This window comes from Lachnoanaerobaculum sanguinis (genome assembly GCF_033242365.1).
Lineage (GTDB): Bacteria > Bacillota > Clostridia > Lachnospirales > Lachnospiraceae > Lachnoanaerobaculum > Lachnoanaerobaculum sanguinis.
The window spans coordinates 23,822-35,954 of the sequence record NZ_BTHK01000007.1; the positions used below are offsets into that span (position 1 = coordinate 23,822).

The 12,133-nt window shown below is 35.1% G+C and carries 12 protein-coding genes; 11 read left to right on the top strand and 1 reads right to left on the bottom strand.

Annotation, left to right across the window (positions count from 1 at the left end; translation table 11 throughout):
• The first annotated feature begins 3 nt into the window (after positions 1-3).
• The 3 genes from SBH76_RS05935 to SBH76_RS05945 are packed head-to-tail and all read left to right on the top strand — an operon-like array spanning position 4 to position 4,490.
• On the top strand, positions 4-3,339 hold the full coding sequence (locus tag SBH76_RS05935) for an ATP-binding protein (RefSeq protein WP_317977142.1): 3,336 nt from the start codon (positions 4-6) through the stop codon (positions 3,337-3,339).
• A 1-nt stretch (position 3,340) separates the two neighbouring features.
• Positions 3,341-4,123, top strand: coding sequence for a DNA/RNA non-specific endonuclease (locus tag SBH76_RS05940; protein ID WP_317977143.1), 783 nt, complete (start codon positions 3,341-3,343; stop codon positions 4,121-4,123).
• Entirely contained in the window at positions 4,116-4,490 is a 375-nt protein-coding gene (locus SBH76_RS05945; protein WP_317977144.1) for an immunity protein YezG family protein, read from the top strand. The genes SBH76_RS05940 and SBH76_RS05945 overlap by 8 nt, the downstream gene beginning before the upstream one ends.
• 239 nt (positions 4,491-4,729) lie before the next feature.
• Here SBH76_RS05945 and SBH76_RS05950 read toward each other — a convergent pair whose 3' ends face one another.
• Positions 4,730-4,897 (bottom strand): hypothetical protein, encoded by a 168-nt coding sequence (locus tag SBH76_RS05950; protein ID WP_317977145.1) that lies wholly within the window; start codon positions 4,895-4,897, stop codon positions 4,730-4,732.
• A 191-nt stretch (positions 4,898-5,088) separates the two neighbouring features.
• Between SBH76_RS05950 and SBH76_RS05955 the strand changes: the two genes are divergently transcribed.
• The 8 genes from SBH76_RS05955 to SBH76_RS05990 all read left to right on the top strand — a co-directional run bounded on the left by SBH76_RS05955 (position 5,089) and on the right by SBH76_RS05990 (position 12,123).
• Complete coding sequence (locus SBH76_RS05955) at positions 5,089-5,916, top strand: Rpn family recombination-promoting nuclease/putative transposase (RefSeq protein WP_317977146.1); 828 nt, start codon at positions 5,089-5,091, stop codon at positions 5,914-5,916.
• A 327-nt stretch (positions 5,917-6,243) separates the two neighbouring features.
• Entirely contained in the window at positions 6,244-6,468 is a 225-nt protein-coding gene (locus SBH76_RS05960) for a hypothetical protein (protein ID WP_317977147.1), read from the top strand.
• A 375-nt stretch (positions 6,469-6,843) separates the two neighbouring features.
• Positions 6,844-7,104 (top strand): translation elongation factor Ts, encoded by a 261-nt coding sequence (locus SBH76_RS05965; RefSeq protein WP_317977148.1) that lies wholly within the window; start codon positions 6,844-6,846, stop codon positions 7,102-7,104.
• A 161-nt stretch (positions 7,105-7,265) separates the two neighbouring features.
• Complete coding sequence (argC, locus tag SBH76_RS05970; protein WP_317977149.1) at positions 7,266-8,306, top strand: N-acetyl-gamma-glutamyl-phosphate reductase; 1,041 nt, start codon at positions 7,266-7,268, stop codon at positions 8,304-8,306.
• Positions 8,303-8,764 carry a GNAT family N-acetyltransferase gene (locus tag SBH76_RS05975; RefSeq protein WP_317977150.1) on the top strand — a complete coding sequence of 154 codons (462 nt, stop codon included), beginning with the start codon at positions 8,303-8,305 and terminating at the stop codon, positions 8,762-8,764. Before argC ends, SBH76_RS05975 begins: the two co-directional genes overlap by 4 nt.
• Positions 8,765-8,834: 70 nt before the next feature.
• Complete coding sequence (gene argJ / locus SBH76_RS05980) at positions 8,835-10,061, top strand: bifunctional ornithine acetyltransferase/N-acetylglutamate synthase (protein WP_317977151.1); 1,227 nt, start codon at positions 8,835-8,837, stop codon at positions 10,059-10,061.
• An 11-nt stretch (positions 10,062-10,072) separates the two neighbouring features.
• Positions 10,073-10,939, top strand: coding sequence for an acetylglutamate kinase (gene argB / locus SBH76_RS05985; RefSeq protein WP_317977152.1), 867 nt, complete (start codon positions 10,073-10,075; stop codon positions 10,937-10,939).
• The gene (locus tag SBH76_RS05990; protein WP_317977153.1) at positions 10,936-12,123 is read left to right on the top strand and encodes an aspartate aminotransferase family protein; all 1,188 of its coding nucleotides are present in this window, start codon (positions 10,936-10,938) and stop codon (positions 12,121-12,123) included. Before argB ends, SBH76_RS05990 begins: the two co-directional genes overlap by 4 nt.
• Positions 12,124-12,133 lie beyond the last annotated feature (10 nt).

Below are 12,133 nucleotides of genomic sequence, written 5' to 3' on the forward strand. Positions count from 1 at the left end.
AAAATGAGTTTAAGAGAACAGATGAGCAGTAATAATGATAATGTTGTGCAAAAGGTTAGAGTAAAAGATTTAATGGAGAATAAACCTTTAATATCAGATACTGCTGCAAGCTTATTATTTGCTGAGAAAATTGTTAAGAAGCTGTATTTAAATGATTTGGAAAGATATAAAGTATCAAAGCCAAGCAGAAGTGTTTTAGAGTTATCTACAGATAGAAATATTAAGATGTTTAAGATATCAGGTCTGGTGTTTGACAAGGATGAAAAGATATTGGACAGACTTAATAATGTATACAGTTCTATGCATGGTTTGGGATTGTCTATTGTATTTATGTTGAAAAGTGACGGAACAAGCATTGACCTCTATATGGGTACAAAAAGTATAGAAGAAGATTTTACTGAAAATCCTGAGCTTGGAAAAGCATTTGAGAAATCATTTACAGGTAATTTCCCAGGCAGTCAAATAACAGATGTAGATATATTGGAATATAATGACTTGTTGGAGAATATATTGCCTAAAAATGGAAAGAATACAGTTACTGCATTAACCAGCATACCATCTATAAAAGATAAAGATGCTCATAATGAACAGTTTATACAGGGAATAGAGAAGTTTGTGGATGCAATGCAGGGTGAAGTTTTTACAGTGCTTATTATTTCTGATCCTATTTCAGATTGGAGAATGGAGCAGGTTAAACAGGGGTATGGAGAAATATACTCTCAGATGTCATCTTTAGCTGAGTATAGTTTGACAGTGGGTACAAATGAAGGAATTTCCATATCTGAGTCTGAGATGAAGGGGTATACGGATACAATCGGTAATAGTATATCTAAGACCCAGAGTTTTACAAAGGGTTCAAGCAAAACTAAAAGTGAGAGCATAACAAATACAATCGGTATTAGCGCAGGGCTTAATGGAAGTGGTTCAGTAGCACAAGGAACAAGTAGTTCGACTTCATTAAGTGCAAATGCTGGAGCTACAATTCCGATTGTACCGGTTGTATCAGCCGGTATAGGTATTGCAAAAACTTTTGCTTCAAGTCTGACTAATACTATAACAGGTGGAGCTAATGTTGGTGTAAGTGCATCAAGGGCATATCAACATGGTGAGTCGGTAGGGACTAATGAGAGTGAAAGTGAAGGAACACAAAAATCTTCACAAAAATCTACTTCAACCACAACTCAGAGTACAAGTCAAAAAGGGATGAATACAGGGACATCAACATCTTCAATGATCAAGTTTGAGAATAAACAAATTAAAGTATTTTTAGAATGTGTTGATGAGCACTTAAAAAGAATAAAAGAATGTGAGAACTATGGAATGTGGGCAAGTGCTGCGTATTTTATAAGTAATTCAAAAGAAACGTCTATTATTTCTGCAAGTGCTTATAGAGGAATAATTAATGGAGAAGGTACTTCATTAGAATCAGCGAACATGAATACTTGGTTTAGAGATGATTCAACAAAGATGATAAATGAATACTTACGTCATTTTACACATCCAAGTTTTCATGATCCTGACTATTTAATTAACCTCGAAGCTATTACAGATGTAACTCCGGCTACAATGTTAAGCACAAAGGAGTTATCTGTACAATGTGGTATACCGTATAATGGAGTTCCAGGTATATTTGTAAGAGAGATGGCAAGGTTTGGGAGAGATGTGCAGAGTACGAAGAATGTCGATTTACCGATTAGATTAGGTAATATTTATCATATGGGAAAAGAGTACAACAATCATGTAGTAAATGTTGATTTAAAAAGATTAGGTGAGCATACATTTATTACAGGTTCAACCGGCTCAGGTAAGTCTAATACAGTATACTCTCTGGTTGCCAGACTAAATAAACTGTTACCTAATGATTATCCTTATGTAGGACAGTACATAGATAAACAGATACCAACTTTGATTATTGAGCCTGCAAAGGGTGAGTACAAGCAAGTGTTTGGAGATAAATTTAATGTTTATGGAACTAATCCTGCTATTACAGAATTACTCAGAATAAATCCGTTTAAGTTTGAAAACGGTATTCATGTATTAGAACATATTGATAGACTGGTAGATATTTTTAACGTATGTTGGCCAATGTATGCGGCGATGCCGGCAGTATTGAAAGAAGCAATAGAGAAAGCATATATCTCAAGCGGATGGGATCTTAAATGTTCCATAAATACAAACGGTATTGATATATATCCAAGCTTCATGGATTTATTACAGGCTTTAAGAGAAGTGGTAAGCAGCTCAGAATATTCAGAGGAAGTTAAGGATAATTATACAGGATCATTGGTAACGAGGGTAAGGTCTTTAACTAACGGATTGAATGGACAAATTTTTACAGCTGATGAGATTGATAGTAATAAGTTGTTTAATGAAAGTACAATAATTGACCTGAGTAGAGTGGGTTCCAGCGAAACAAAGTCAATGATTATGGGAATCATTATTATGAGATTACAAGAAAGAAGAATGTGTGAAGGCGGTATAAATTTACCTCTAAAGCATGTTACTGTAATTGAAGAAGCTCATAATCTTTTAAGGAGAGTTTCTACAGAACAAACGTCAGAGAGTTCAAACTTGCTTGGGAAGTCGGTTGAGATGATGGCAAATGCCATAGCTGAGATGAGAACGTATGGTGAAGGTTTTGTTATAGTCGACCAATCACCGACATTGCTTGATATGTCAGTAATAAGAAACACTAATACAAAAGTAATTATGCATTTACCTGATTTGACTGATAGAGAACTTGTAGGCAGAGCGGCAGGATTAACAGACAGTCAGATTGTTGAGCTCGCAAAAATTCCTACAGGCGTAGCAGCAGTATATCAGAACAAATGGGTAGAAGCGGTATTATGCAAAATTGATAAATATAATATTGAACCAAAGGAATATAAACATCAGTATAAAGCGGGTGGTAATGGTCAGTTATGTACTACAAAAGTTATTGAATATCTACTCTCAAGTTTAAAAAATGCAGAAGTTAGAAGTGATATTGAAAAGTTAAAGAGATTTTTGGTTGGAGCTGATATTTCATCTTCAGTTAAATGTGAGATAATAAGTTCAATTAATCTAAATAAAAAATTAGAGAGAAATAAAATCGAAAGAATTATTTCTCATATAGTTGATAGGGACAATGATATATTTTCAAAGGTAAAATACACAGATAATATAGAAGAGTGGAACAGTAGGTTGATTCAAGAGTTAAATATATCTACAGAGCAATTGTCGATAGAATCACTGAATAGTATTCTTGAATGCCTAATTCATTTTAGAAGTTTAGAGAACTCTGCAAGTGATGAGAACTTCAACAAGTGGATGCAGGAAATGGAAAGGAGGATTGTTTAGTTTGGGATTTTCTGAGATAGCAAAAGAAGCCGTAAATGTGGTAAAAGATACAGTTAAAGATATCGCAGAGAAAAAGGAAGAATTAAATAAAGATATTGCTAAAAATAAAGAATCGATTTTTCCTGATTTTTTCAAGGATATTAAATTAGTATCTAACACTGAGACAAACTGTGAAAATGCTGATAAAGTAAAGAGTAATTTGGACGATAAAGATGATGTTTTTCCTGACTTTTTTAAGGAAATAAAACTTGTAGGCGTTGATTTTACGGGAGAATCTGTCCAAAGTGATACAAATGAGTTGAAAAAATATTACGATGATAATGATAAGTTGTATCGTATTGGTGATGACCTGTTGCCAAATAATAAATATGAAATAAATGGATATAGTTATGAAACCGATGATAAGGGAAGAATTATATTGGTTGAGGGTATATTATACATTAAAGATAGGGAAGGTCGATTAATAATTGGCGACTCTATAGAAACTATTGGTAAAGGTGACCAAAAAGATGGTGATGATAGAGGTCATTTGATAGGAGACCGATTTAATGGTTCAAACGGACTTGAAAATATGATTCCACAGGATGCCGATATAAATAGAAAAGACTATAGGAATTTTGAAAATGAATTAGCAAAGGAAGTAAAAGACGGAAAAGAAGTACAAATTAAGATTGAGGTAATATACTCTGAAGATTCTAGGCGTCCTGAAGCTTTAGTTGTTAATTATAGTATTGATGGAAAGGAGAACATTAGGATTTTTCCAAATGATCAGGATTATGGATAATAAAATTTTTCAAGAGGTATTTGATATTTTACAGTCGGTTTTACCAACAAAATGGGAAAGGGTTTGCTTTTTTGCAGGTTATACTGAGGGAAGCTATACTATGAAGTATTATACGTATTATAATGGAATGTATGTAGATTGTTTCAGCCAGGAAGAAATAAGTAGAACACAGTTAATTAAATTATTTATGAGTATTGATAAACTTCTTTCACCGGAGAGAAAAAAGTTAGATGAAGAACATAGGTGGACTGTGATGACGATGATAGTTGGTGCTGATGGAAGTATGAAATCAGAGTTTGACTATAAGGACATTAGTGAAATCGCTATACAGTATGAAAGAGAATGGGAGAGCAAGTATTTGTGTTAGTTCTAGAGTAAGAACTATATCGAGATTATCTACAAATTAAAATGTAAGGGTCAATCCAATCACACAGGTTGAGAGAAAAGCTACAGAATTAGAGAGTGCTGATGTGATTCAAATAAGTTCGACTTTATAGCGAAGTGGCGTTTTGCTACTTCGCTATTTCTATGCTACACAGCTATGCAGCCTGTATACAACAGGTATCATATTTTAAGTATTCACCTACTGTATACATTGAAGTAATATCAATCCGATGATTTTCTTGACTCTGCTATTTCTACATTTATCTCATCCTGTGACATATCGGAAATATTATATTTATTTGCAATCTTACTTGCTTTCTTTAAAGCACTGATTCCGGGTGTGTCGGTGTCATCTGAATTTATATTAAATTGAATAGTTTTATTTTGCATCTTAAACCTCCGGAATCAAAAAACTTATAAGTTAATTATAGCATAGTATATTGTATTTCTATCAAGTATATTGATTTAATCAATACCATTTATTATAATAATTAAAAGTGCAGTTCATTATATCTAATAATTTTATATCTACATTTCTTATAGTTTCTGATTTTAAAAGGTTCTATTTATAAAGGAGGTTTATGTCTGACAGGTCTATACAAAAATTCAAAGAATATGTACAAAAGTTAAATCCCATTGACGATATTATATTTAGAAAGATGGCAGAGAATAAGGAGTTTTGTGAAGAAATATTAAGGATATTTTTGCAAGATTATCAGCTGAAAGTCTTAAATAATAAGTCGCAATATGCTATAACTAATATAGAAAGACGCTCCGTTATACTTGATGCTTATTGTGAGTTAAAAGACGGAAGTCGAGTGAATATTGAGGTTCAAAATGCCGATAATGTAAATCATCAAAAAAGAGTGAGATATTACAGTAGCGTTTTGACTACGAGCTTGATGAAAAAAGGCGAAAGCTTTGAGAATGTGCCGGAAGTGTGCATGATATATATTTGCAATTTTGATATATTCAAAGAAAACAAGAGCTCATATTTAATAAAAAGGGTGATAGCCGGAAGTAATACGGAAGTTGACAATGGGCTCAAAGAAATATATATCAGTGCCAATATAAATGACGGTACTATACTATCTGAACTGATGGGAGTTTTTACAAAAGATGATTGTTACAGTGACAATTTTCCTGTAACATCTAAAATGAAATATGATTTTAAGTATGTTAAGGAGGGTAATAAAATGACGGATGCAATGAAGGAGTTATACGACATATTTAAAGAGGATTTTGATCAGGAAGTATTAGAAAAGTCTAAAAGCAAGTGGATAAAAGAGGGTGTAATAAATACATTGATTATGCTTGTAAAAGACGGAATAATTTCAGTAGAAGATGCTGCAAAAAGAGCAAACCTAAGCGTAAGCAAGTTCCAAAAATATTTAAATGAAAAGATGTAAATACTATGATATGACTTAAAACAATGAGGACACTGTAAAAGGTGTCCTTTTTGTAAGAAAACTGATTAAATATTAATTTTGCTAACGAAAATATTAATAAATTTGTTGTAATTAGTCGGTGTTATTATATGAGGAGGAAATAAAAAAATATGTATAAATAACTTTTACGATGACAATATATGTCCATGTTAAATAGTATATTAGGCATATAGGAGATGAGATATGAATGTTTTTGGAGTAGATAAGTCAACACAATTGCTTAAGATATATTTTAAGTTGGTGAAAGGCTATATTGTAAATAAAAGAGAATAAGCAGATAACTTCAATGTGGATGAAAGAACGATTCAAAGTTATATCGTTTCCATAAAAGATTATATGTGTTCCGATATGGTGAGTAACGGTATTATAAACTTCATAGTCTATGACAAAGAGGCAGGTGGTTATAGGATGGAATCATCATATCAAGGAACTTTGTCAAACAGTGAGACATTTGCAGTATGTAAAATATTGTTGGACAGCAGGGTATTTCTCAAAGATGAACTGCAAAGATAAAAAATGAAAAGGATTTTAAGTGTATTATTATGGCAAATGAAGTGTCTCATTTTATTTTGTACTAACTATTTTATGATACGATAAGGAGAAATAATAAAAAATATGCTTAATATAATTAGAATAATAAAGAAATTATGGGATAGATATCTTGTGAATATAGATGTAAGAATTTTTGTATTTGCATTTTTGAGCATTTATTATATTTACACATTACTGAGGTATTCTTTATACGCTTTACCATATTGGATAAAGGTTTTTCACGTATTATTACAACATTAATATTTGGAAAATTATGTCAATATATGGGAAACCATAAAGGAATTTATTTACTTGAAGTGCATGGAATAAGGTTTAAAAATAAAGGAGGGTAATAAGATGACAGATGCAATGAAGGAGTTATACGACATATTTAAAGAGGATATTGTTCAGGAAGTATTAGAAAAGTCTAAAAGTAAGTGGATAAAAGAGGGTAGAAGAGAGGGCAAAAAAGAAGGTAGAAGAGAGGGCAGAAAAGAAGGGGTTATAAATACATTACTTATGTTTGTAAAAGACGGAATAGTATCAGTAGAAGATGCGGCCAAAAGAGCAAACCTAAGCGTAAGCAAGTTCCAAAAATATTTGAATGAAAAAATGTAAGTACTTTAGTACGAATTAAAACAACTAGGACACTGTAAAAGGTGTCCTTTTTTGTTCGAAAATTTTTATGCACAAAACCTTGATTTTATTCATAAAAAGTGTATAATTATGAAAAAATAAAAGTAATTATAAAATCGAAGGAAAGGATGAGAGGTCTTTTTATGATAAAGGTAGGCATTGTGGGAGCTACGGGATATGCAGGAGCTGAGCTTATAAGACTCTTATTACAAAGAGATGATGTAAAAATAGTGGGATTCGGCTCGAAGAGCTTTGCGGGTGAGAGCTACTCGAAGGTCTTTAGAAGCATGTATAAATATGCAGATGATATCTGTGAAAACGACAATGTTTTGGAACTGTCAAAGAAAGCGGACATTATATTTACAGCTACACCTCAAGGCTTTCTGTCTGAGAATATAAATGATGAGGTACTTGCAAATGCCAAGGTGATAGACCTTTCAGCAGACTTCAGAATAAAGGATGTGGATGTATATGAAAAGTGGTATAAGCTTGAGCACAAGTCAAAAAATCTTATAAAAGAGGCAGTATACGGTCTACCTGAGCTTTACCGTGAAGATATAAAGAAGGCGAGACTGATTGCAAATCCGGGATGTTACCCTACCTGTTCAATACTTTCACTGCAGCCGCTTTTAAAGCATAAGCTGATAGATAAAAACAGCATCATAATAGATGCGAAGTCTGGAACTTCGGGAGCAGGTAGAAGTGCCAAGGTTGACAATCTTTTTTGTGAAGTAAATGAAAATATGAAGGCTTACGGAATCGGAAGCCACAGACATACACCTGAGATAGAAGCTCAGCTTTCAAAGGCGGCAGGAGAGGATATTGTAATAAGTTTTACACCTCATCTTGTTCCTATGATGAGAGGAATTTTGGTGACTGCATATGCCACACTGAAGCCGAATATCAGTGAAGAAGATATAAAAAATGCCTATGAGAGCGAGTATGCAAATGAGAAGTTTATAAGGCTTCTTAGGAAAAACGAAAATGCGGAAACGAGATTTGTAAAGGGAAGCAATTTTGTGGATATAGGCTATGTAACAGATAAGAGGACAAACAGGATAGTAGTGACCGGTGCCATTGACAACCTGATAAAGGGAGCGGCAGGTCAGGCCGTCCAGAATATGAATTTAATGTTTGGGATAGATGAAGAATATGGATTAAAAAGTTTACCGATGTCAATATGATGAAAAAGGATATAGAAATAAGGACAATGAAAATAGAGGACTATACTGAGGTGATGGCTCTTTGGAAAAGTATAAAGGGCTTCAGGATCAGGGCGGTTGATGATGATTTTGAACATATAAAAAGATTTCTTGACAGAAATGTCGGGCTTAGTGTTGTGGCTGTAAAGAATAATCAAATAGTCGGAACCATACTTTCAGGTCATGACGGCAGACAGGCGACATTTTACCATGTATGTGTGGATTCAAGGTGCAGAGGAGAAAATATAGCCGGTAAGATGGTAAAGGAAGCTATAGAGAGGGTAAATGCCGAAGGTATAAGTAAGATAACTCTTATAGCATTCAAGCAAAATCTTGCAGGAAATATTTTTTGGAAGAGTCAAAACTGGAAGCAAAATAAGGATATAAACAGCTATGAACTTGTACTGAATGAGGAAAATATATCAAGTATTGTAGCATAATCGTCTATACAGGGATTAAAGCTTTGAGCAGATGCTACAGTTAATCATAAAAGCAATATAAGGAGAATGTATGAAGACAATAAATGGCGGAATATGTGCACCGAATGGATTTTTGGCAAGTGCAACCGAGGCAAATATAAAATATAAAAACAGAACCGATATGGCTATGATTTTTTCTAAAGTTCCTGCAATATCTGCAGGAGTCTACACCACAAATCTTGTAAAGGCGGCGCCTGTACTTTGGGACAGAAAAATAACGGATAGCGAAGTTGATGTAAATGCAATAGTTATAAATTCAGGTATTGCCAATGCCTGCACCAAGGATGAGGGAATGGAGTACTGTAAACAGAGCGCAAAAAAGGCGGCATCTGAACTGGGAGCGGAAGAGAATTCAATACTTGTGGCTTCCACAGGTGTTATAGGTATGCAGCTTCCTATAGAAAAGATTTGCGCAGGAATAGAATCGCTTTCAAACTCTTTAGAGCAGAGTGAAAAGGCTGCAAATGAAGCTGCCAAGGCTATAATGACTACAGATACCGTTTCAAAGGAAATCGCTATAGAGTTTGAAATATCGGGAAAGACGGTAAAGATGGGAGCTATGTGTAAAGGTTCGGGGATGATACATCCGAATATGTGCACAATGCTCGGATTTATCACAACAGATGTAAATATCTCAAAGGAGCTTTTATTAAAGGCTTTGAGAGAAGATGTGGTGGATACCTTCAATATGGTGAGTGTGGACGGAGATACGTCCACAAACGATTCTCTTATAATACTTGCAAACGGACTTGCTGATAATGAAAAGATAGTTAATGAAAGCAGTGAGGAATATAAGGTATTTAAGAGCAATCTAAATTTCGTTACAACAGCTCTTTCAAAGATGATTGCAGGAGACGGTGAGGGAGCCACCGCGCTTTTTGAAGTTGTGGTAGAGGGTGCAAAGACTAAGGAGACCGCAAGAACTTTGGCAAAATCTGTAGTTACCTCATCACTAACAAAGGCGGCCATATTCGGACATGATGCCAACTGGGGAAGAATACTTTGTGCTCTCGGTTACAGCGGTGAAAAGTTTGATCCCGACAATATGGAGCTTTACTTTGAGAGTGAAAACGGAAAGATTTTGATATATAAGGACGGAGTATCTGTAGGCTTTGATGAAGAAAAAGCAAGCAAGATATTGTCTGCCAAGGAAGTCAGAGCCTTGGTAAAGTTAAATATGGGAGATTTTGCTGCAACGGCGTGGGGATGTGATTTGACATTTGACTATGTAAAAATCAATGCGGACTACAGAAGCTAGAGAGGTGTTTTATGGATAAATTACTTGAAAAGGTGGGGACTCTTATAGAGGCTTTGCCTTATATACAGGCGTTTAATAAAAAGATTGTGGTTGTAAAGTATGGCGGTTCGGCAATGCTTGATGAGAACTTAAAGAAAAAGGTAATACAGGATATCGTACTTTTAAAGCTTGTAGGTATGCAGCCTGTTATCGTTCACGGAGGAGGAAAGGAGATTTCCAAGTGGCTTGAAAAGGTGAATATTGAGCCTCATTTTGTAAACGGCTTAAGGTTTACAGATGATGCAACAATGGAAGTTGTTGAAATGGTGTTAAACAAAGTGAATAAAGAGTTGGTACAGATGATAGGAGAGCTTGGAATGAAAGCTGTAGGTATCAGCGGAAAGGACGGTTCCCTGCTACATTGCCATAAAAAGGAAGTTGACGGTGAGGATATAGGTATGGTCGGAGAAGTGAGTGAGGTAAACCCCGACATAATCTTTGATCTTTTGGAAAAAGATTTTTTACCTGTCATATGTCCTGTAGGTTTTGATAAAGAGTATACAAGCTACAATGTAAATGCGGACGATGCGGCATGTGCAATTGCAAAGGCACTGAAGGCGGAAAAGCTGGCATTTCTTACAGATGTTGAAGGTGTATACAAGGACTTTAACGATAAGAGCAGCCTGATAGAAAAGATAAGTATAAGTGAAATTGAAAAGCTTATAGAAAACGGACAGATGGGAGAAGGTATGCTGCCGAAGCTTTCAAACTGTGTGGATGCGGTAAAAAACGGAGTAAACAGGGTGACGATTGCCGACGGCAGGGTTGCACATTGCCTTTTGCTTGAGATGTTTACAAACAAAGGTATAGGTACCATGATAGTAGGAGATCAGTTATGAAGATGAAGGATTCAATAGATTGCGCCGAGCAATTGTTATTAAAGACGTATAACAGGTATCAGGTGGTATTTGATCACGGTGACGGGATAAAGCTTTTTGATACTGACGGAAATGAATATCTGGATTTTTTTGCCGGCATTGCGGTACAGGGACTAGGATATAATTATAGGGGAATAAATGAGGCATTAAAATCACAGGCGGATAAGCTTTGGCATATATCAAACTATTTTTATAATGAGCCTGTTATAGAGGCCGGAGAAAAACTTCTTGAAATCAGCAAAATGGAAAAGGTGTTTTTTACAAACTCGGGTACGGAAGCTATAGAGGGTGCGATAAAGATTGCAAAAAAGTACGGTAAAAAAACCGGTGGAAGATTTGAAATAATCGCAATGGAAGGAAGTTTTCACGGCAGAAGCTTAGGAGCACTTTCGGTAACAGGAAATGAGCATTATAGAGAGGATTTCTATCCGCTGATTCCGGGAGTAAAATTTGCAAAATATAATGATATAGAGTCTGTAAAAAATCTTGTTAGTGACAAAACCTGTGCTATAATACTTGAGACGGTACAGGGTGAGGGTGGAATTCATCCTGCAACGAAAGAGTTCCTTGAAGGTATCAAAAAGCTTACGGATGAACATTATTTGATACTGATTTTGGATGAAATTCAATGTGGAATGGGAAGAACAGGCAGGTATTTTGCCTGGCAGGAATACGGCATCAAGCCTGATGTTATGACGGTGGCAAAGGCACTTGGTAACGGAGTGCCGATAGGTGCATTTTTGACATCGGGTAAGGCAAGCGATGTATTAAAGCCGGGAGATCACGGTTCCACATATGGAGGGAATCCTTTGGTATGTGCGGTGGCATCCAAGGTACTGGATATCTTTAAGGAGGACGACATAACAGGAAATGTAAAAGCAGTGGGAGATTATCTCAAAGAAAAGCTTGAGGGTATGGCAAAGGAATATCCTTTTATAAAGGAAGTCAGAGGAAAGGGACTGCTTCTGGGTATGGAGTTTGACATACCTGTGGCCGATATTATAAAGTCGGCGCTCCTTGATGAGAAAATGGTACTTATAAATGCCGGAAGCAATATTTTGAGATTTATTCCGCCGCTTATTATTTCAAAAGAAGATGTTGATGATGCACTCGAAAGGTTAAAAAGGGTGCTTAATAAGTTTTAAAGAAAAGGTG

What these genes read in the sequence shown, in the direction of transcription:
- SBH76_RS05990 (WP_317977153.1), top strand. Translation starts at nt 10,936, where the DNA reads ATGAAGATGAAGGATTCAATAGATTGCGCCGAGCAATTGTTATTAAAG.
- argB (WP_317977152.1), top strand. Translation starts at nt 10,073, where the DNA reads ATGGATAAATTACTTGAAAAGGTGGGGACTCTTATAGAGGCTTTGCCT.
- argC (WP_317977149.1), top strand. Translation starts at nt 7,266, where the DNA reads ATGATAAAGGTAGGCATTGTGGGAGCTACGGGATATGCAGGAGCTGAG.
- SBH76_RS05965 (WP_317977148.1), top strand. Translation starts at nt 6,844, where the DNA reads ATGACAGATGCAATGAAGGAGTTATACGACATATTTAAAGAGGATATT.
- argJ (WP_317977151.1), top strand. Translation starts at nt 8,835, where the DNA reads ATGAAGACAATAAATGGCGGAATATGTGCACCGAATGGATTTTTGGCA.
- SBH76_RS05975 (WP_317977150.1), top strand. Translation starts at nt 8,303, where the DNA reads ATGATGAAAAAGGATATAGAAATAAGGACAATGAAAATAGAGGACTAT.
- SBH76_RS05955 (WP_317977146.1), top strand. Translation starts at nt 5,089, where the DNA reads ATGTCTGACAGGTCTATACAAAAATTCAAAGAATATGTACAAAAGTTA.
- SBH76_RS05945 (WP_317977144.1), top strand. Translation starts at nt 4,116, where the DNA reads ATGGATAATAAAATTTTTCAAGAGGTATTTGATATTTTACAGTCGGTT.
- SBH76_RS05935 (WP_317977142.1), top strand. Translation starts at nt 4, where the DNA reads ATGAGTTTAAGAGAACAGATGAGCAGTAATAATGATAATGTTGTGCAA.
- SBH76_RS05950 (WP_317977145.1), bottom strand. Translation starts at nt 4,897, where the DNA reads ATGCAAAATAAAACTATTCAATTTAATATAAATTCAGATGACACCGAC.